This window comes from Streptomyces collinus Tu 365, from assembly GCF_000444875.1.
GTDB lineage: Bacteria > Actinomycetota > Actinomycetes > Streptomycetales > Streptomycetaceae > Streptomyces > Streptomyces collinus_A.
Map to the genome: position 1 here is coordinate 6618858 of NC_021985.1, position 20632 is coordinate 6639489.

Sequence of the window (20632 nt, forward strand, 5' to 3'; positions counted from 1 at the left end):
CCACGCGGTGCCGCCGAGGGCCGCCGCCGCCAGGACCATCGCGGTGACGAAGAGGCCCGCCAGCACCCGCCGGGCCCGTGCGACCGATGGGGTCACCTGGTTCATGCCGGGCTGTACCTCCCCTCGTGGCCCTGGTTCGCCCCGTCGGGCCGCCGCCGCGGCCGGCCCGGCCGGCGCCCGCCACCGGCCGGGCCGCTCAGCGGGCCGGTGCGCAGCCCCGAGGCCGCCAGCAGCCACAGCACCGGCTCGGCGGCCCGCCGCTGTTCGCTCTCCAGCGGCCCGGTGCCGGTGGCCGCGTGCGCGCTGACGGCCCAGTAGCGGGCCGCCCGGAAGTCGTGGCCGAGCGCCCGGACCAGGGGGCCGAGGCCCACGTCGGCCAGCCAGTCCTCGATCCGCGCACCCGGCACCGGCAGCGAGGTGAGCCGGTCGAGCACGTCCCGTTTGGTGACCACGGTGGCCACCGGCAGCCGGGACCGCCGGCCGGTGAGCGCCGCCAGCTCTCCGGTGAGCCGCTGGTACGTCTCCCAGGGGCCCTGCGCCGAGGGCCGGGCCCGATCCGCCCGCTCGGTGTCCGCCGGGCCCAGCCGGCCGCGCACCCGTGGATCGGCCAGGGCGTCGGCCACCAGGATCACCCCGTCCGTGTGCGCCAGGTACCCCTGGGCGCGCACCCGTCCGGCGTCGCTCACCGACTCGCCCATCGGGTCGTACAGGTACAGCAGCCGGCGCCTGCGGCCCCGGGCCACGGTCAGCATCAGGGCGCGCGGCTGGCCGCCGGTCGTGGCGTGCGCCCAACCGGTGCGGTTCAGCTCCTGGTGGAGGCCGGTGCGGACGCGCTGGTCGTCCACGGTGGCGTACTCCACCCGCAGTTCGCCCTGTCGCGCCCACGAGTGCAGCCCCTCGACCATGGCCGCCATCAGCATCGTCTTGCCCGAGGAGGTGCCGCCGACCAGCGGGGTGTGCACCACCGGCATGGTCCCCGCCGCCCGGGGCAGGAACCGCTCGCAGCGCGGGCACAGCGCCGTGAGCCGCCCGCGGCCCAGCGGCCGGGAGGCGGGCAGCCGGTGCCCGCACCGGCACACGTGCCACAGCACGCCGTACCGCCCGGGCCGCAACTCGGCATGGTTCTCACCGCAGTTCGGGCAGCGGTGCAGGGCCAGCGGGACCGGCGCGTAGCAGCCGGGGTGCGGGCACCTGACCCGGACACCCCGCAGCAGCAGCCAGCCACGCTCCAGGGCGCGCAGCACCGGTACGGCGGCGGCCCACCCCAGCCACACCACGGCCAGCAGCAGCCCGAACAGCGCCAGCACCACGCCGAGGAGCAGCGCCGCCAGCACGGCCCCGGCCGGCGCGCCCACGGCGGTGCCGGGCGCGACGAACACCATCAGCAGCAGCCGGTAGAGCGGTGCGGTGGGACGCCGGCCGGAGGGCCGGCACCCGTGGAACAGGTTCCTGACGGCTCCCCGCAGCCACCGGTCGCGCAGCGTGGACCACACCGTCCGCGGCACCGCGGCCGCGGCGGACCCGGCGTCCGCCCACGCCTGTCGCCACCAGTAGGCCGGGTGCGCGGGCTCACCGCCGCCGACCTTGGCCAGCCGCCAGTCGGGGAGGCCGGGCTGCCAGGGCCCGGTCCGCCGCCAGGCGGCCGCAAGGCCCCGCCCGAGGAACTCCCCCAGTGTGCGCAGCCCGCACACCGCGGCGGCCACCACCGCGGTCCAGCCGAGCAGGAGGACCAGCGCGAGCTGCGCGCCGCCCTCGGCCGCGTCCGCCTTCACTCGCGGCCTCCCCCGGCGGGCGGCTCCACGTCGCCGGTCCAGGGCGCCTGCCGGTCCTCGCGCCGGCCCCGCCCGGTCAGCCGGCCCGCGAGCCGGCCCAGCGCACCGGGCCGGTTCCAGGCGCGGTAGGCGTCCAGCCGGCCCCGGCCGACGCGGTGCAGCGCCTCCTCGACCGCACGCTGGTCCTCGGCCGGCAGCGCCCGTACGACCGGGCGCAGCACCTTGGCCAGCAGGGTCGTCCGGGTCGTCTCCCAGCCGCCGTACGGCCGCGGATAGGCGCTCCAGTCGCAGAAGCAGGCGGCGACGTACCCCGGCACGGTGCGCAGCCGCTCGGCCACCCGGTCCCCGCGCGCCACGCGCTCGTAGGCCGCCAGCAGCCCGGGGTCGCCCGCGCGGGCCAGCGTGTACAGCTCGCTCTCGGGCGCCGGCGGACGGGGCGGCGCGTACGGGTCGGTCCCGGGCGCCGCCACCGCCAGCAGCCGTCGCGCGAGGGCGTCGTGGACGCGCCGGGTCGCCGGTTCGGGCACCGGCTCGGGCGCGCCGTCCCGCAGGCCGCACACGTGGTCCACCCAGTTCTCCACGTCGTGGTCGCCGTCCAGCAGCCCGGCGTACTCCAGCAGGAGCAGCGGCGCCCGGTGCGCGGGCCGCAGCTCCGTGGTGAAGCAGCGCAACAGGTCGGCGGCGAGGACCGGCACCGCCGGGTCGTCGGCGGGGGCCGCGAGCGCCGCCTCCACCAGCGCGTCCCGGGTGCCCGCCTGCCGGTGCGCGTCCGAGCCCAGCTCGCTCAGCAGCAGCGCCGCCTCCTCCGCGCCGGGCGGACCGTCCGGCCAGACCAGCTGGAACGCGGTGCACAGCACGTCCGGCGCGGCGTGCGGGGAGACCCCGGCGGTGCGCAGCAGGCCGTGGAAGCGCGCCAGCCGGTCGCCGGTCCGCCCCGCCCCCGCCGTCTGCAGGCACATCCGCAGATGCGGGAACCCGGGGGAGGGCGGCACCGGCAGCCCACAGCCGGCCAGCCGCCCGGCCACCCAGGCCGGACTCGCGGCGGCGAGCGCGTCCAGCGCGCCGAACAGGGCGGTGCGCAGGGCGGGATGACCGTGCACGGCGTCGAGCACGGCGGGCGGACAGACCATCCGCCCGCCGTCGAGCTGCCGGCCGGTCCCGGGGGGTGGTGTCTGCCCGGAGCTGGAGCCGTGGGCGTGGCCGCGGCCGTGACCGGAGCCTCGGCTGGAGGGGGAGCTCGGGTCGGCCCCGGAGCCGTGGCCGGGCCCGGAGCCGAAACCGGGCCAGTGGCCGAGGGCGGCGCCGGACCCGGAACCCGGCCCGGAGCCTCGACTGGAGGGGGAGCTCTGGTCGGTCCCGGAGCCGTGGCCTGGGCCTGAGCCGGAGTCGGGCCAGTGGCCGGAGTCGGTGCCGGAGTCGGGTCCGTGGCCGGAGCCGGACCCGGGCCCCGGGGTGTGGCCCGGGCCGGTCGGACCGGACGGTTCGCGTTCCGGCTCCCGCGCGGCGGCCGGGTCGGCCGGCCGGCCGCCGACCAGGTCGCGCGCGAGCCGCCCGGCCAGTGCGGGCAGCGCGTCCACGCAGTCCACGTCGAGCAGGTCGGCGACGCGGAGCAGGGCCAGGGGCCGTCCGGCGGCCGGCTCGGTGGGGTCGCCGACGCCCTGGCGCAGCACGGGGGCGAGGTCCCGGGCCAGTTCCGCGCGGAGCGCGGGGGTGAGCGAGCCCGCGCCCAGCGCGGGCAGGGCGCCCCGGCCACGGACCGCCGCGGCGAGGACATGGGCGGCGAGCGGCGCGGAGACGGCGGTGGGCACCTGCCCGTCCAGCCGTTCCGACAGAGCGGCCAGCGCGGCCGGTTCGCCGTCCGGAGGGGTCCCGGCGGTGCCGTACTGCTGACCCGCGCCCGTCGCGCTCTGTTCCGTCAGCGCGGCGATCAGCGCGGTCAGGGTCTCCTCGGGGACCGTGGGCGCGTGGGCCGCGGTCCAGTGGGCCGCCGCCGCGCGGGCGTCGGCGCGCAGCGGGACGCCGGTGACGAGCGCCGCCACCGCCAGCGGGCCGAGGTCGCCGGAGGTGCCCCGGAACAGGTCGGGCCGGCCCGCCGTCCAGATCCGCGCGCACACGTCGGCCCAGGCGTCGGCGACGGGACCGGCGTCCGGGCCGGGGCGGGCGGTGCAGTCGTGCACCCGGAACCGGGGGTCGTGGCCGACCGGCTCGGAGGACGGCAGGACCCCGACGATCTGCTGCCGCGCCTGCTGCGGGCGCCGCGTGTAGGTGGTGAAGGTCAGCAGGTGCGCCCGCTCGCGGGGCAGCACCGCGCAGGCGAGCGCGATCCACTGGGCCACGTCGGCGCTGTCCCGCTCCACCACCACGATCTGCCTGCCGTCCGCATCCCCGGCCAGGGCCGCGAGGTCGGCGAAGAACGCGGCGAGCCGGTCCGCCCGGGAGCGCGCGAACGCCACCAGGCCGTCCCGGCGCAGCAGACCCGACGGCTCGAACCGGTCGACCGGCTCGGGCCGCCCGTCCGGCGGGGTGGCGTCGGCCCAGCGCGGCGACTCCCAGGCCGTGATGGGCAGCGCCCCGTCGGGCAGCCGGGTCCCGGCGGGAAGGTGCAGGGCGTGCGTGTGGAAGTTGCCCCAGCGTCCGCTGTAGTCGGCGCCCGTGTACACCGACCGGCTCAGCAGCCGTCCGCCGTCGGACAGTTCGGTGCAGCTGAACGCCTTGGGGAACGCCTTCAGCTCCTCGGCGTCCGGCCGCGCGGGCAGGTCGCGCGGGGGTTCGTACCCGATGAGCTGCTCGGCCTCCCGCAGCACCGTCTGCGGCACGCCGGGGCTGACCGCGGTGAACCGGAAGCCGGAGCCGTCCGGGCCGGGCGGCGCCGAGGTGTAGTGCAACTGGGCGAGGCTCACCGGGCACGCCCCTTCTCCGCCGCGCGCACGGGCAGCAGCCCGCGCCGGGACAGCAGCCACAGCAGCGGGTCCTCGACCCGCACCGGCTGCGGGCCCGACTTCGGGGCGTCCGCCGGGGCGTCCCGGGGCGGTGGCGCGCCCAGCGCGGACAGCCCGAAGAACGACAACTCGGCGAAGTCCAGGTCCAGTTGGCGCAGCAGCGACCCGGCGTCCCAGTCGGTCAGCAGCGACCGCAGTTCCTCGTGGACGGCGAGCCGGTCGGCGTCGTCGTAGGCGCCGGCGCTGTGCGGGGCGTTGCGCAGCAGCGGGGAGTGCGGGTCGAGCAGCGGCCGAAGCATGTCCGTCTTGGTGACGGCGACGGCCATCGGGGTGGACACCCGGCCCCGGGTGCGCCCCCGGCCGTGGGCCCGGAGCTGGGCCGCGAGGTCGGCGGCGATCTGCTGCGGCGCGGTCTCCACGACGGGCAGCGGGGGCCCCTCGTGCACCGGGAGCCGGTCGCGGACGGAGCCGAGCTGGAGCGGGTCCACGAGCAGGATGATCCCGTCGGCGGCGCTCAGGTAGCGGGTGTAGCGGTGCATCGCCTCGGCACCGGCCAGGTCCTCACCGGCCGCGTCGAAGAAGACCAGCGTGGTGTGCCGGGTGCCGGAACCGCCCAGCAGGCCCTTGCGGGGCAGGCTCAGCCGGTACAGCAGCGGGTCGTTGAAGCCGAGCGCGGCCGGCCGGGTGGCGTCCGGCAGCCGGAGCCGCTCGTACAGGTCCTCGGCCATCTCCTTGTCCCGCTGCTGGGTGCTCTGCCCCATCGCCGCGAGCGAGGCGTGGTACGCCTGCCCGACCCGGTGGTTCAGCTCGTTGACCAGAACGGCCGCGTAGGTGCTCTTGCCGGAGGCCTTCGCGCCGACCAGGGCGATGATCCGGCTGTCCTGGTCGCAGTAGTCGCTGGGCAGGTCGCTGTGGCAGGAGTCGCACACCCGTACCGGTGTCGGCACCCCGCAGTCCGGGCAGGGCACGCTGCTGCCCCCGCCGGCCGGGCCGCCGAGCCCGCCGAGCCTGCGCGCCGCGGGGAACACCGGCCCCCGCATCCGGGCCGAAGGGGGCACCCCGGGCCCCATGAAACCGGCCCACAGGTCGTCCCGTTCGGGCCCGCACGGCGCGCCGCCGCGCACCCCGCTCGGGGTCATCAGACAGCGGTACGGCAGCCTGGCCGCCGACGCGCGGGTGAAGCAGTACGGGCATATCACGGTCGTCATCGCTCAGCGCACCACCAGGCTCGCGGGGGAGGGTTCTTCAAGTCGCACCGAGACCGCGTGCTCCCCGAGCAGGAAGCCGCGCAGCCGGTACGGGGCCGGGCAGGCCGAGGCCGGAAGCTCCCGCTCGACCGTGCCGTGCCGAGCCAGGTCGGTCCCGGACACGCGCAGCACGGTCGTGCCGTCGGCGGGGCTGTTCGGGCGCAGGTCGCCGCTGCGGGCCACGCACACGAACTCGGGCAGTTCGCCGGACGCGCCCGGGGCGGCCAGGCTGACCCGCAGCAGCGCCGGGACCCGGCGCAGCAACCGCCGCTGCGGGCGCACCAGTTCGTACCGTATGGCGGTGTCGGCCGGCAGCAGCGTCTCGGCCGTCTCGGGCACCACGACGACCGCCCCGGGCGTACGGGGCACGGTCGCCGCCCGGATCCGCACCGCCCGCGGGCCGACCGGCAGCCGCAGCCCGCCTCGGCGGTAGGCGTGCGCGGTCAGCGTGTGCTCGCCGCCGCCGTCCGTGCCGTCCGGGGCCGTCCAGGTGACCGCGAGCTGCCCGGCGCCGTCGGGCCAGTCCAGCGTGACGCGTGCCTGACCGTCGGGGAGCCGTTCGGCGGTGAGCCCGGGGACGGCGTGCACGGCCTCCACGGCGACGGCGGGACCGGCCAGGGCCCGGGCGCCGAGCACGGCGACGGCGGCGACCTCGGCGCAGGTCCCGGGCGGCGGGCACGGGGCGCCGCTCCGCCCGGGCCAGTCCAGCGGGGGCGGCAGGTCGCGGGTGCGCAGTTCGGTGCCCGGTGCGGGCGCCCGACCCGGCCACACCACCAGCCGTACCTCGGCGTCCTGGGCACCGGTCCAGGCGAACCGTACGGCCGCGCCGTCGGGCCGCGCGGTGAGGGTGCGCACGGGGTCGGGCCAGGGGTGGACCGTGCCGGTCACCCGCAGCCCCGGGGAGGGGACCGGGGCGCCGTCGGGCCCCCGGTAGTGGCAGACGACGCGGAAGGCGTGCCGTCCGGCCGGCAGGCCCGTGGCGGTGAAGCCGTCCGGGCGGAGCGTCAACCGGGCGCCGGATGGGCCCGGTTCGGTGTGCTCGACGGTGACGTCGGCGGCCTTCCGCGGACGCCGCCAGGTGCAGTGGATCCGGCCCGGGCCGTCCGTCAGCACCGGCTGTCCCACCTCCGGGGCGACCAGTAACTGCCGTGAGACCAGCGGCGGTCCCGCCACCCGCCCGTCCCGCAGCGGCAGCGCCACGTAGCGCACCTTCGCACCGAGCGGCGCGTCCTCGTCGGCGGCCGTGCCGGCCGTCGTGGGGTCGGCGCCCGGCACGCCGCGCACCACGGGCCTGCCGCGGTCCGTGCGGCACAGCCGCAGCAGCCGCCAGCCGCCCGGTACGTCGGGCCGGTCCTGCCACGACAACTCCACGTGGTCGGGGCGTAGTTCGGCGCGCAGCAGCGGGCGGCAGCCGGATTCGGGGCGGTGCACGCGGACCAGGCCGCGCAGGGCGCGGTGGTCGTCGGCGGCCTCGCGCAGCGCCTTCAGGTACGCGTCGCCCGCGCTCTCCCGCTCGCCCTCGTCCTCGGCCCGGCGGCCGGTGCGCAGGTGGCCGTCGACCGCGTCGAGCCGTTCGGCGAGCCAGGCACGCAGGGCGGCGACCTCCCGGTCGCCGGAGTCGGGGGGCAGCCGGTCGAGCAGTGCCCGCAGCCGGTGCAGCCGGCGCAGCTCCCCGGCGTCGGCGAGCGACTCGGCGGCGTCGCGTGCGCGCCGGTCGAGGAACGGCCGCAGCGCGGCGGCGGCCACGAGGCCCGCCGTCTCGTCCGGGTGCACGCCCAACTCGGCCGCCGTGCGCGGGCGCCGGGAGGCGGGCTGGTCCTGCAACAGGCCGATGAGCTGGTAGAGGACGACGCGGCGCGGTGCGCGCGGATCGCGCCGGTGCAGCGCGGCCAGCTTCGCCGCGAGCGGGGCGCACGGCCCCGGGCCCTGCGCGAGCCGGTCGAGGAACGGCCCGTCCACCCGGCGCCCGCCCCGCGGCCCGTCGGGCACGTACAGGCCGTCCAGGACCCGTAACCCGGCCGGCGCGGCGCCCAGCACCTCGCCGAGGTGGCGTAACCCCGCCGCGTGCTGGTCGGCGGCGAGACGGCCGTAGCCCGGCACGAGGGGACTCAGCGGCAGGCCCGACAGGGCCCTGGGCAGCCCCAGGTGACACCCGAACTCCTGACCGGCCACGCGCACGTTCTCCCCCGATAGTGCTCCGAGGCACCATCCCAGCAGATCCGGCCGGGACCAGGAAGCACTTTCGAGGAAACCGGGCACCCCGGGACGGACCACGCCCGCGGGTGCCCGCGCGACCCGCCGGGCCAGGGCGCCGCCGACCTGGTCGGCCACCCGCCGGCCGACGGTCCCGGGCTGGTCAGCGGGGCTCCGGCACCATGGGCAGCCGCCCGGCGGTCAGGCTCATCTCGGCGCGGGGCGAGATCGTCGTCCCCGGCACCGGCCGCAGCCGCCAGCGGGAGGCGAGCGCCGCCAGCGCCAGCGTCGCCTCCGTCATCCCGAAGACGTCACCGATGCACTTGCGGCTGCCCCCGCCGAACGGCAGGTACGACCCGCGCGTGACGTCCTGAACCCGCTCGGGAAGCCACCGGTCCGGGTCGAAGACGTCCGGGCGCGCGAAGAACTCCGGGATGCGGTGGATGACGTACGGGCTGATCAGCACGTCCGTCCCGGCGGGCAGCCGGTGGCCGGCCAGTTCGGTGGGCTCGGTGGTCATCCTGGTGAACATCCAGGCCGGCGGGTAGAGCCGCAGGGTCTCGGTGAAGATCCGCTGCGTGTGGACCAGCCGGGGGACGTCGGCGTACTCCGGGGCGCGGCCGCCCAGTACCTCGTCGACCTCGGCGTGCAGCCGCGCCTCGGCCTCGGGGTGCGCCGCCAGCAGGTGCCAGGCCCAGGTGAGGGCGCTCGCCGTGGTCTCGACACCGGCCAGCAGCAGCGTCATGACCTGGTCGTGGACCTCCTGGTCGGTCATCGCGCCGCCGTCCTCCTCGTCCCGCGCGGCCAGCAGGGCCGACAGAAGGTCGCCGCGGTCCCCACCCGAGCGCCGGTAGTCCCCGACGATGCCGTCGATGAGGCCGTGCAGCCGGGCGAGTGCCGCGTCGAACTCCCGGTTGGCGGCGAGCGGCAGCCTGGCCACCAGTCCGGTGGGGTCCATCGCCCGGCGGAAGGCGCCGCGGACCATCACGGGCAGACTGCGCTGGATCTCGGCGACCGAGTGCGGCGCCATCTCCGTCGAGAACAGCGCGCGGGCCGTCACTCGCGCGGTCAGCGCCTGCATCGCGTCCGCCACGTCCAGGGGCAGGCCCGCCCGCCAGGTCTCCGCCTGCGCTGCGCACTCCTCCCGCATCACCACGGCGTACGCCGCGATGCGCGCGGAGTGGAAGGCCGGCTGGACCATGCGGCGCTGGCGGCGGTGGTCGGCCCAGTCGGAGGTGATCAGCCCGTTGCCCAGGATGGGGCGGGCCTTGTCCTTCACCGGCCCTCCCGTGTCGTAGACACGCGCGTTGCGCAGCACCTGCTGCACCAGTTCCGGATGACAGGGCAGGTACGCCGGCCTGCCGCCGAGGCGCAGTTCGACCAGGTCACCTGCGGCGGGCAGCGAGCCCAGGAACTCCAGCGGGCGGCGCGCAAGTTGGACGGCGTGGCCCACCAGCGGAAGCCCGCCTGGTGCCCTGGCGATCCGCCAGCTGCGCGTGGCCGGGTCGGAATCGGTCTTCATGCCGGGTGTGCCCTCCGGGAGTGACGGGAGCGAGTGAGTGAACGGGTGGGCTCGGGGCGAGGGGACGGCGGCGGGCCGGGCGGCCCGGGGCGAGGGGGTGGCAGCGGGCCGGCCTGCGGCCGGTCAGCGGCGTGCCAGCACCATGGGCAGCGGCCCCGGCTCCAGGGTGGCCTTCGGTTCCGGCCGCAGCGCGGAGCCGGGCACCGGGCGCAGCCGCCAGCGTGCGGCGACGGTCGCGACGATGAGCGCGGTCTCGGTGAGCGCGAGGACGTCGCCGATGCACTTGTGGCTGCCCGCGCCGAAGGGCAGCAGCGCGCCGCGCGGCACCTGCGCGGCGCGTTCGCCCTCCCAGCGGTCGGCGTCGAAGGTCTCCGGATCGGGGAACAGCCCGGGGTTGTGGTGCAGGGCGTAGGCGCTGTAGAGGATCATCGTCCCCGCGGGGACCGTCCGCCCGCCGAGTTCGACGTCCTCGGCGGCGACCCGCATCGCCATCCAGGACGGCGGATACAGCCGCAGCGTCTCGGTGATGACGTTGCGGACGTAGGGCAGCGCGGGCAGGTCCTCGTGCACGGGGGTGCGGCCGCCGAGCGCCGCGTCCACCTCGGCGTGCACCCGTTTCTCGACCTCGGGCAGCCTGCCCATGAGATGGAAGACGAAGGCCAGGGTGGAGGCGGTGGTCTCGCTGCCGGCGACCAGGAAGGTGACGACCTGGTCCAGGACCTGGCCGTCGTCGAGCGTCTGCCCCGTCTCCGGGTGCTCCGCCCGCAGCAGGGTGGAGAGCAGGTCGCCGTGGTCCTCGTCGGACCTCCGCCGTGCGGCGATCATGTCGGCCACGATCTGCCGCAGCCGCGCGTTGGCGTGGTCATAGGCGCGGTTCGCCGGTGTGGGCAGCTTCTCCATGACGCCCATCGGTGCGACCGTGCGCTTGTAGATGCCGTGCGAGACGGTCCGCAGGCACTGCCGGGCCTCCTCGACGGTGGCCTCGTCGAGACCGGAGGAGAAGAGGGTGCGCGCGGCGACCCGCATCAGCAGGGAGTGCATGGCGTCGCCGATGTCCCGGGTCTCCCCGTCCCGCCAGGCGTCGGTGACGGTACGGGTGTCCGCGGCGACCGCCGTCGTGTAGGCGGCGATCCTCGCCGGGTGGAAGGCGGGCTGGATCAGCCGCCGCTGGAAGCGGTGCTCCTCGCCGCGGGACACCGACAGGCTGTTGCCGAGGAGCTGGCGCGCCTTGTCGAAGACGCCGCCCTTGTCGAACAGCCGGGGGTTGAGCAGCACGTGCCGGACCAGCTCCGGATGCGCGGCGAGATAGGCCCGGGCGGGTCCCAGCCGGACCTCGACCAGGTCGCCGTGCGCGGGGAGCGAGGCGAGGAACTCGAGGGGACGCCGCCACAGCGCGGGCACGTGTCCCAGCAGGGGCAGGGCACCGGGTGCGGTACCGGTCCGCCAGGACCGGTCCGTCACGGATGTCTTCGAGGGGGGCATGCCGAGGTCCCTACCGGATGAGCGAGTTGACGTCGTTCACCGGCGCCTGGTAGCGCCGGTCGCGGGTGGTCCACACGAAGTTGCCCTGGATGAGGTCCAGCAGGACGTCCCGGGTCACGTCGTCGAACGCCCGGATGCACTCCATGTCCTCGGCCATGTCGTCGAGGCGGTCCTGGAAGAAGCGCCGGAAGTCGGCCTCGTCGCTCATGTCGCACAGCCGGAAGCAGTTGGTGGTCTGGCCCTGGGCCTGCTCACGGTCGTAGGAGTAGAAGTCGTTGACGATGGCCAGCCCGCGCGTGGTCATGCGGGCGGCGAGGCCCGTCCTCGAGTGCTCGGTCAACTCGCGGTGGCGGTAGATCGGGTACGACATCCGCATCCAGAAGTCCACCCCGACGTCGGTGACGCGGAAGCGGAAGTACTGCTCGGGCGAGGTGCCGCAGAGCACCTCCTTGAGCCGGGTGTCGCGGAACATGTGGTCACTGGTGACGAAGGCGCGGGCGCCCTCGTAGGCGAAGCCGGCGTCCTCGGGGGAGTAGTACCGCTCACACACCGCGCGCAGCTGCGGCAGGAAGAGGCCGAAGTCGTGCAGGGCGGCGTCCATGTCGTCCCACACGAAGGTCACGCAGTTGAGCACGCAGACGGCCTTGAAAGCCTCCCTGTCCTTGATGTGACGGGCGCTCTGGGACCAGCGCACGACATCCATGTAGGAGATCCAGCGCTTGTCCGAGACGGTCTTGCCCAGCGGGGCGACCGCGCGGTTGCAGGCGTCGATGACCTCGCGCAGCTCCGCCTCCGTCATCGCCACCTTCTGGGCCTCGTACCCGACGTGGCGGTCGAGGAGGGCGGCGAACCGGTCGGTGCTCTCCTGCCAGTAGCGGGCGGCGCCCGCGGGCGCCGTGGCGGTGGGGACGGTCAGGTCCGCGGTCATGAGTTCCTCCTGGTGGCCGTGACGGCGAGGTGCTTGAGGGCGGTCACCGCGTCGGCGGCGAAAGGAGCGGTCTCCAGGACCTCGACGGCTCGCCGGTAACGGTCGTCGATCATGTGTTCAACGGTGTCCCGGGCGCCGGTGGCCGCGAACAGCGCGCGGACCTCCTCGGCGCCCGTCTCGTCCAGGGCGGGATCGCCGATGAGCGTGCGCAGCCGGGCGCGTTGGGCCGCGTCGGCCGTGCGCAGGGCGAGCGCGACCAGCGTCGTGTTCTTGCCGGCCCGCAGGTCGTCCAGACGGGACTTGCCGGTGTCGCGGACGTCGCCGTACACCCCCAGCAGGTCGTCGCGGAGCTGGAAGGCCTCGCCGAGGGGCAGGGCGAACGCCGTGCACGCGGCGAGGGCCGCGGCGTCGGCTCCCGCGAGGGCGGCGCCGATGTGCAGGGGGCGCTCGACGGTGTACTTGGCGGTCTTGTACCGGTTGACGGTCAGGGTGGCCTCGACGTCGTCGGTCGGCTCGCCGGTGGCGTGGAGGTCCAGGTACTGGCCGAGCATCACCTCGGTGCGCATCTCGGAGACGAGCGGCAGCACCGCGGCCGACTGCGCGGGGGTCAGGCCGGCCGTGTGCAGCAGCTGGTCCGACCAGGTGAAGGCGAGGTCCCCCAGCAGCACCGCGGCGCCCAGCCCGAACCGCTCCGTACGGCCGTCGCCGGCCTTTCCGGCCAGTACCCGGTGGATGGTGGGACGGCCGCGCCGGGTGTCACTGTCATCCATGATGTCGTCGTGGATGAGGGCGAACGCGTGAAACATCTCCAGGGAGGCGGCCACGCGCAGGACCGCCTCCGGAACGGTTTCCCCGCCGACCGCCCGCCAGCCCAGGACGGTCAGTATCGGGCGAATCCTCTTGCCGCCCACCATGAATTCTTCGAGTAGTTTCACGAGCCGGGTCATCCGGGGATCGCCGGAGAATTCCATCCGGTTCTCCAGGAAATCCATGAGAACACTGTCGACGGAGTTCTTCGTGAAACTTTGGTCGAGTATCCCGGGAGATATGATCTGGGTGCTCATATTTCTGTGCTTCATCTCCACAAGTCGAAGCAGTGGAACCGGCACAGCCGTGCGGACGTACGGAAAAGACGTACGGATACGCGGACGCGTCGTACGTGCGCGCTTACGGGCGCGTACGGACGGACAAGTGTGGACACGGCCGGGCACTGCGGAATTCCGCCGGGCTGTGCGGCGCGGCGGACGGGAGGCCGGGCCGGCGTCAGGAGAGGGGATCGATGCGGAGTTCGCCGAGCCCGTGGATGTCGGCCTGCGGACGCCGCACGACGTCCTCGCCACTCGGTCTGATGCCGCGGCGACGTGGCAGTTCGGTGAAGACCAGCTGGTCCTGCGCCTTCGCCGGCAGGGCGCCGACGCGGTCACGGGAGCCGCCGCCGAAGGACAGCGGGCGCGCGTCAGGACGGCGCGGGGCGCGGCGGTCGGGGGCTTCGCGCAGGGCGCACAGCAGCTCGGGATCGGCGAATGTCGTTCTGCGGATCCGTGCGCCGCTTCTCCAGATGTCCGGCGAGGTGGGCGCCGAACTGCCCGGTCGCGTCATCCACGATCCGGTGACACCGTCTAATCCGTGATGGCGCAATGATTTGCCGCCCGTTGGTTCCATGCCTGTCTCCCCCATGAAAATCGGCAGGCGGGGCCGCAGGCCACACTCACGGCCTTGGACCCGCTGGTCGAATACTAGGCACAGTGCGGCGGCACATGACAAGGCCTGCCGGCCTGGACAAGGCCCTCAACTCGCTCTCGGTGTCGAGTGGTTGGCTCAGACACCGATCAGGCCTACGGGGGGAGGACACGGTGCGGCGCACTGTTTTCCAGGATGAGGGAGGCGGCCGCGTGACTTTTGTCTCAGGCTGCCGGAAGAGAGCATCCTCGGTTTCCAGGCGTCACGCCCCGAGGGCCGCCCGTGCCGGCAGGGCCGCCGTGTCGTAGCGCTCCAGCAGGACGCGTGCCACCTCGGGCGCCGGGCCGAGCACGTCGGCCAGGACGTCCGCCTCCTGTGCGCCGCGGGCGATGCGGTCCGGGAGGAAACCGGGGGCCAGGACGTACGGGGCGACCGCGACGCGCTCGCAGCCGAGGCCGCGCAGTTCCCGCACCGCGTCCTCGGTGCGGGGAAGGGATGCGGAGGCGAACGCGGGCCGCACGGCGCACCAACCGGTGTGCCGCCACTCCCGCGCGATGTCTGCGATCACCGCGATCGCCTCCGGGTCGGAGGACCCCGCCGAGGCCAGCACGACCCCGGTCGAGGACTTGTCGGCGGGCGTCAGGCCCGCCTCGTACAGCCGGCGCTCCAGCGCCGACAGCAGCAGCGGCGACGGGCCGAGCACCTCGGCCTGGCGGATCCGCAGCCGCGCCGGGGCGTCCCGCAGCACCGCCGGGATGTCCGCCTTGGCGTGGAAGGCGCGGGTCAGCAGCAGGGGCAGCGCCACGACGTCCCGTACGCCCTCCGCCGCCAGCGACTCCAGCACGCCCTGCACGGAGGGGACGTTGAAGTCGAGGAAGCCGGTCTCCACACGCAGCCCGGGCCGCAGCGCCCGTACCCGCCGCACCAGGGCGTGCACCGTCGCGGCGTGCCGCGGGTCGCGGCTGCCGTGGGCGATGACGAGGAGGACCGGCCGGTGGCGCATGCGGGATCAGCCCTTCACCAGCAGGCCGCGGCTGCGCAGCACCCACCGCTCCAGCGGGCTGAAGATGAGCAGGTCGATGGCGATGCCGACGAACAGGATCAGGAAGATCGCCTCGAACACCATGGCCATCGAGCTGGCGTTGCGGCCGTTCTCCAGCAGCGCGCCGAGGCCGATGCCCAGGTCGGGGGAGGAGGCGATGATCTCCGCCGCCATCAGGGACCGCCAGGAGAACGCCCAGCCCTGCTTGAGTCCCGCGAGATAGCCGGGCAGCGCGGCGGGCAGCACGATGTGCCAGGCACCCCGCACACCGGTCGCGCCCATGGTGCGGCCGGCCCGCAGGAACAGCGGCGGCACCTGGTCGATGCCGGAGACCAGCCCGTTGGCGATGGACGGGACGGCGCCGAGCAGGATCACCGCGTACATCATCGAGTTGTCCAGGCCCAGCCAGATCACCGCGGGCGGCACCCACGCCACCGACGGCAGCGACTGCAGACCGGACAGCACCGGGCCGATGGCCGCCCGCACGAACTTCACCCGCGCCACGAGCAGCCCCAGCGGGGTGCCGATGGCCAGGGCGAACAGGAAGCCGAGCAGACCGCGCGAGACGCTGGTCCAGATGTAGCCGAGCAGCTTGCCTTCCAGCCAGGCTTGCTTGAACTCACCGCCCACGTCGGCGGGGGAGGGCAGCGTGGTCGGGTCGTCGACGACCTTGAACGTGATCAGCGCCTGCCACACCACCAGCACCACGGCGGTGGCGACGAGCGGCGGCAGGATCTTGCCGGTGAAGGTCTGCCGGAACGGGGTGCGGCCCGGCGCGGCGCTCTCCAGGGCGTCGAGACCGGCCTCGACGCTCCCCGCGTCCGTTGCGGTCTTCGTCTCAGTGCTGGCCATGACGGCGGATCTCCCCACGCAGGACTTCGGTGATCTCCAGGGACAGTTCGGCGACCGGGGCGTCCTCGATGCGCCGCGGCTGGGGGATGTCCACCCGCCACTCGCGGGCTATCCGGCCCGGGCGGGACGACAGCAGCACGACCCGCTGCGCGAGCCGCACCGCCTCGCGCACGTTGTGCGTGACGAAGAGGACGGACAGGCCCGTCTCCTCCCAGATCCGGGTCAGTTCGTCGTGCAGCAGGTCGCGGGTGATCGCGTCCAGCGCCGCGAACGGCTCGTCCATCAGCAGCAGCCTGCTGTCCTGGGCGAGCGCGCGGGCCATCGCCACGCGCTGGCGCATCCCGCCGGACAGTTCGTGCACCCGCTTGCCGTACGAGCCCTTCAGCCGCACGAGTTCGAGCAGCTCCTCGGCGCGGCCGCGCCGCTCCTGCTTGGGAACGCCGCCCAGCCTGAGGGCGAGTTCGATGTTCTTGCCCGCGGTCAGCCACGGGAAGAGCGCGTGCTCCTGGAACATCAGGGCGGGCCGCCCGTGGGTGGTGATGCCGCCCGCGGAGGGCTGGTCGAGCCCCGCCACCAGGTTCAGCAGGGTCGACTTGCCGCAGCCCGAGGCCCCCAGCAGGGTGACGAACTCGCCCGGTGCGACATCCAGGGTGATGTCGTCGAGGACGAGCTGCTGCCCTGCGGGCCCGGGGAAGGACTTCGAGACGTGCTCGATGCGTGCGGCGTGGTCGACCGCGTCGACGTCATCGGCCTTGGCGAGCGCGGTTGCCATGATCGTCACCTCCTGGGAACTGTCGGATCCGGGACTACTTGACGCCGAGGCCGGCGTCGCTGACGGGGGGCTGACCCGCGGCCGCGAGGACCTTGTTCAGCGGGGTGAGGTCGTAGATGCCGGTGAGCTTCGGGTGGTCCAGCAGCCCCGCCTCGACCGCGTGCCGGGCCTCCGTGCGGAGCGTGGCGGCGAGCGGGTCGTCGGTGACCCGGATGGACTTCCACGCCGGGTCGAGGACGTCGGCCGGCAGTTCCTTGCCGGAGTCGATGCCGAGCCGCTTGTTCGCCGCGGCCTTCGCGGCCTCCGGGTGCGCGTCGATCCACCGGTTCGTCTCGACGGAGGCCCTCAGGACCGCCTCGACGGCCCTGGGGTGCTGCCGGAGGAACTTCTGCGACACGACGATGTTCGTGATCACGAACTTCTTGTCCGGCCACAGCGCCGACTCGTCCAGCAGCACCTTGCCGCCCTCGGCGACCAGCTTGGACGCGGTCGGCTCGGGCACCCAGGCGCCGTCCACGGAGCCCGACCTGAAGGCGTCCGGGGTCACCTTGTTGTCGGTCCTGACCACCGACACGTCGCCCTTGCCGCTCTCCGCGTCGACCTTCCAGCCCTGTCCGGCCGCCCAGTTGAGGAAGGCCACGTCCTGGGTGTTGCCGAGCTGGGGAGTGGCGATCCGCTTGCCCTTGACGTCCTTCAGCGACCTGATCTTCTTCGGGTCCACCACCAGCTTCACCCCGCCGGACGCCGAACCGCCGATGATGCGCAGGTTCTTGCCGCCGGACTTGGTGTAGCCGTTGATCGCCGGGGAGGGGCCGATCCAGCCGATGTCGACGGAGCCGGAGTTGAGGGCCTCGATCTCGGAGGGGCCGGCGTTGAAGACCTGGTAGGCGGCCCGCGTCGCGCCCAGCTCCTTCTGGAAGAAGCCCTTCTGGTTGCCGACCAGCGCCGTCGCGTGGGTGAGGTTGCCGAAGTAGCCGATCTTCACGGAGTCGAGTCCGTCGATCTTCTCGGCGCCGGCGGCGATCCGGGTGTTCGCCGAGTCGTCCGCGGCCTTCGAGCCGTAGCCGCAGGCGGCCAGGGTCAGCAGGGGGAGCGCGGCCATCAGGGCCGCGCCGCGGCGCAGGAGCGTCGAGGTGGTGGCAGGCACGGGAGGTGTTCCTCTCGGAGGCCCGGCGGTCACGGACCCTCAGGTCGTGGCCGGGAGGTCGGCAGGTCTTCGCTTGTGGTGCGGAGGGAGGGCGCGCCGGCAGTGCGCGTACGTCACCGCGCACATCGCGCCACCCCGCCCTGCCCGCTGCCGAGGGCGCCGCTGCCGACGCGGCCGCCCTCCTTCGCGAACAGCGAGTAGAAATCGCCGGTGTCCATGGGTCAGAAGTCCCAGCCGTCGTCTTCGGCGGCGTCCTTGACCGGCTCGGGTGACGCGAACGACTCCCCGACCATGCCCGCCGTGAGCGTGGTGCCGTCGCTGGGGTCGATCAGGATGAAGGAGCCCGTGCGGCGCGAGTCGGCGTAGGCGTCGACGGGCAGCGGCTCGGCGGTGCGGATCTTCACCCGGCCGATGTCGTTGGCGGCGAGCCGGCCCGGGTGCGGGTGCAGCGACAGGTCGTCGAGCGTGAGCCGGGACGGGATGTCCTTGACGATCGCCTTGACCGTGCGGGTGCCGTGCTTGAGCAGCACCCGGTGGCCGACGGTCAGCGGCTGGTCGGCGACGTGGCAGACGGTCGCCTCCACGTCCTGGGTGGTGGGCGGCGCGTCCTTGGTCGGCACGATCAGGTCGCCGCGCGAGACGTCGATGTCGTCCTCCAGCAGGACCGTCACCGACTGCGTCGTCCACGCCGTGTCGACCGGCTCGCCGAGCAGGTCGATGCCGGAGATCCGGGTGGTACGCCCGGACGGCAGTACCGTCACCGCCTCGCCGACGCGGAAGGTGCCGGCCGCGATCTGGCCCGCGTAGCCCCGGTAGTCGGGGTGGTCGGCGGTCTGCGGCCGGATCACGAACTGCACGGGCAGCCGGGCGTGGCAGTGCGCCAGGTCGTGGCTGACCGGGACGGTCTCCAGGTGCTCCAGCACGGTCGGGCCGCCGTACCAGTCCATGTTCGCGGACGGCTCCACCACGTTGTCGCCCGCGAGCGCCGAGATCGGGATCGCGGTGACCTCGGGGACGCCCAGTTCGGTCGCGTACGCCGTGAACTCCTCGGCGATCGCGGCGAACACCGGCTCCTCGTACGCGACCAGGTCCATCTTGTTGACGGCGAGGACCACGTGCGGCACCCGCAGCAGCGCGGCGATGGCCGCGTGCCGCCGGGTCTGCTCGACCACGCCGTTGCGGGCGTCGACGAGGATCACGGTCAGCTCGGCCGTGGAGGCACCGGTCACCATGTTGCGGGTGTACTGCACATGGCCGGGCGTGTCGGCGAGGATGAACCGGCGCCGCGGCGTGGCGAAGTAGCGGTAGGCCACGTCGATGGTGATGCCCTGCTCCCGCTCGGCGCGCAGGCCGTCGGTGAGCAGCGCGAGGTCGGGGCCCTCCTGGCCCCGGCTCGCCGACGCCCGCTCCACGGCCTCCAGTTGGTCGGTGAGGACCGACTTGGAGTCGTGCAGCAGCCGTCCGACGAGCGTGGACTTGCCGTCGTCGACGGAGCCGGCGGTGGCGAACCGCAGCAGCGTGGTGGCCGGGAGCGCCTCGGTCGTGGTCGTGCTCATGCTTAGAAGTACCCCTCGCGCTTGCGGTCTTCCATCGCGGCCTCGGAGAGCTTGTCGTCGGCACGCGTGGCGCCGCGCTCGGTGAGCCGGGAGGCGGCGATCTCGGCGATGACGGCGTCCAGCGTGGTCGCGTCGGAGTCGACGGCGCCGGTGCAGGACATGTCACCGACCGTCCGGTAGCGGACCAGGCGCCGTTCGACGGTCTCGCCGTCCTTCGGGCCGCCCCACTCGCCGGCCGTCAGCCACATGCCGCCGCGCGCGAACACGTCGCGCTCGTGCGCGAAGTAGATCTGCGGCAGCTCGATGCCCTCGCGGGCGATGTACTGCCAGACGTCCAGCTCGGTCCAGTTGGACAGCGGGAAGACCCGGACGTGCTCGCCGGGGGCGTGCCGGCCGTTGTACAGGTTCCACAGCTCGGGCCGCTGGCGGCGCGGGTCCCACTGGGAGAACTCGTCCCGCAGCGAGAACACCCGCTCCTTGGCCCGGGCCTTCTCCTCGTCGCGCCGTCCGCCGCCGAACACGGCGTCGAACTTCCCGCTCTGGATCTTCTCGGTCAGCGGCAGCGTCTGCAGCGGGTTACGGGTCCCGTCGGGCCGCTCCTTGAGCACACCCCGGTCGATGTAGTCCTGTACGGAGGCCACATGGAGGCGCAGCCCATGGGCGTCGACCACACGGTCCCGGTACTCCAGCACCTCGGGGAAGTTGTGTCCGGTGTCCACGTGGAGCAGCGAGAAGGGGATCGCCGCGGGGGCGAACGCCTTCAGCGCGAGGTGCAGCATGAGGATGGAGTCCTTGCCGCCGGAGAACAGGATCACCGGGTTCTCGAACTCGCCCGCCACCTCGCGGAAGATGTGCACCGCCTCGGACTCCAGCGCGTCCAGGTGGGAGAGGGCGTACGGGCCGGCCGTCCCCTCGCCGGTCGCGGTCTTGGCGACGGTCGTCATGCCAGTCCCCTCTCGCTCAGCAGGGCGTACACCGCGGCCGCGGACTCCTGCACGCTCTGGTGCTGCGACTCGATCCGCAGCTCGGGTGTCTCGGGCTCCTCGTACGGGTCGTCGACCCCGGTCAGGCCCGACAGCTCGCCCGCCGCCTGCTTGGCGTACAGCCCCTTCACGTCCCGCACCGAGCACACCTCGACCGGGGTGGCGACGTGGACCTCCAGGTACGGCGTCCCGTTCCCCTCGTGCCGCTTGCGCACGGCGTCCCGGCTGTCCGCGTACGGCGCGATCACCGGGACCAGCGCCGTGACGCCGTTGCGGGCGAGGAGCTCGGCGACGAAGCCGATGCGCTGCACGTTGGTGTGCCGGTCCTCGCGGGAGAAGCCGAGGCCCGCCGAGAGGAACTCGCGGATCTCGTCTCCGTCGAGCACCTCGGTCCGCCGGCCCTCCTCGCGCAGCCGGGCCGCCAGTTCGTGGGCGATGGTGGTCTTGCCGGCGCTCGGCAGACCCGTGAGCCAGACGGTGGCTCCGGTGGTCACGTGGTTCTCCTGTGTCTGGTCGG

The 20632-nt window shown here is 74.3% G+C and carries 16 protein-coding genes; all 16 read right to left on the reverse strand.

Translation table 11 applies throughout. The features are described from left to right. Positions 1–101: 101 nt before the first annotated feature. Entirely contained in the window at positions 102–1772 is a 1671-nt protein-coding gene (locus B446_RS28730) for a TRAFAC clade GTPase domain-containing protein (RefSeq protein ID WP_020942942.1), read from the reverse strand. Beyond that, positions 1769–4672 (reverse strand): GTPase-associated protein 1-related protein, encoded by a 2904-nt coding sequence (locus tag B446_RS39900; protein WP_020942943.1) that lies wholly within the window; start codon positions 4670–4672, stop codon positions 1769–1771. The genes B446_RS28730 and B446_RS39900 overlap by 4 nt, the downstream gene beginning before the upstream one ends. Next, the gene (locus B446_RS28740) at positions 4669–5919 is read right to left on the reverse strand and encodes a TRAFAC clade GTPase domain-containing protein (protein ID WP_020942944.1); all 1251 of its coding nucleotides are present in this window, start codon (positions 5917–5919) and stop codon (positions 4669–4671) included. Before B446_RS28740 ends, B446_RS39900 begins: the two co-directional genes overlap by 4 nt. Before the next feature lie 3 nt (positions 5920–5922). Then, a complete protein-coding gene (locus B446_RS28745) occupies positions 5923–8130 on the reverse strand; it encodes a hypothetical protein (RefSeq protein ID WP_020942945.1) in 2208 nt (735 codons plus the stop codon). A 184-nt stretch (positions 8131–8314) separates the two neighbouring features. Beyond that, a complete protein-coding gene (locus B446_RS28750) occupies positions 8315–9673 on the reverse strand; it encodes a cytochrome P450 (RefSeq protein WP_020942946.1) in 1359 nt (452 codons plus the stop codon). Positions 9674–9796: 123 nt separating this feature from the next. Beyond that, positions 9797–11155 (reverse strand): cytochrome P450, encoded by a 1359-nt coding sequence (locus tag B446_RS28755; protein WP_043476618.1) that lies wholly within the window; start codon positions 11153–11155, stop codon positions 9797–9799. Positions 11156–11165: 10 nt separating this feature from the next. After that, positions 11166–12083: a terpene synthase family protein gene (locus B446_RS28760; RefSeq protein WP_020942948.1), complete on the reverse strand. Its 918-nt coding sequence runs from the start codon at positions 12081–12083 to the stop codon at positions 11166–11168. Further along, complete coding sequence (locus tag B446_RS28765; RefSeq protein WP_043476621.1) at positions 12080–13147, reverse strand: polyprenyl synthetase family protein; 1068 nt, start codon at positions 13145–13147, stop codon at positions 12080–12082. Before B446_RS28765 ends, B446_RS28760 begins: the two co-directional genes overlap by 4 nt. Positions 13148–13346: 199 nt before the next feature. Next, positions 13347–13682 carry a hypothetical protein gene (locus tag B446_RS28770; RefSeq protein WP_020942950.1) on the reverse strand — a complete coding sequence of 112 codons (336 nt, stop codon included), beginning with the start codon at positions 13680–13682 and terminating at the stop codon, positions 13347–13349. 343 nt (positions 13683–14025) lie between these two features. Beyond that, positions 14026–14766 carry a sirohydrochlorin chelatase gene (locus B446_RS28775; protein ID WP_020942951.1) on the reverse strand — a complete coding sequence of 247 codons (741 nt, stop codon included), beginning with the start codon at positions 14764–14766 and terminating at the stop codon, positions 14026–14028. Between the two features lie 6 nt (positions 14767–14772). Next, positions 14773–15657, reverse strand: coding sequence for an ABC transporter permease (locus B446_RS28780; protein ID WP_020942952.1), 885 nt, complete (start codon positions 15655–15657; stop codon positions 14773–14775). Further along, positions 15644–16429, reverse strand: coding sequence for an ABC transporter ATP-binding protein (locus B446_RS28785; protein ID WP_020942953.1), 786 nt, complete (start codon positions 16427–16429; stop codon positions 15644–15646). The genes B446_RS28780 and B446_RS28785 overlap by 14 nt, the downstream gene beginning before the upstream one ends. 34 nt (positions 16430–16463) lie before the next feature. Then, the gene (locus B446_RS28790) at positions 16464–17576 is read right to left on the reverse strand and encodes an aliphatic sulfonate ABC transporter substrate-binding protein (RefSeq protein ID WP_020942954.1); all 1113 of its coding nucleotides are present in this window, start codon (positions 17574–17576) and stop codon (positions 16464–16466) included. 221 nt (positions 17577–17797) lie between these two features. Next, positions 17798–19132: a sulfate adenylyltransferase subunit 1 gene (locus B446_RS28800; protein ID WP_020942956.1), complete on the reverse strand. Its 1335-nt coding sequence runs from the start codon at positions 19130–19132 to the stop codon at positions 17798–17800. Positions 19133–19134: 2 nt separating this feature from the next. Beyond that, positions 19135–20076, reverse strand: a complete 942-nt coding sequence (cysD, locus tag B446_RS28805) for a sulfate adenylyltransferase subunit CysD (RefSeq protein WP_020942957.1) — start codon at positions 20074–20076, stop codon at positions 19135–19137. Then, positions 20073–20609 carry an adenylyl-sulfate kinase gene (cysC, locus tag B446_RS28810; RefSeq protein ID WP_043479299.1) on the reverse strand — a complete coding sequence of 179 codons (537 nt, stop codon included), beginning with the start codon at positions 20607–20609 and terminating at the stop codon, positions 20073–20075. Before cysC ends, cysD begins: the two co-directional genes overlap by 4 nt. Between the last annotated feature and the right edge of the window lie 23 nt (positions 20610–20632).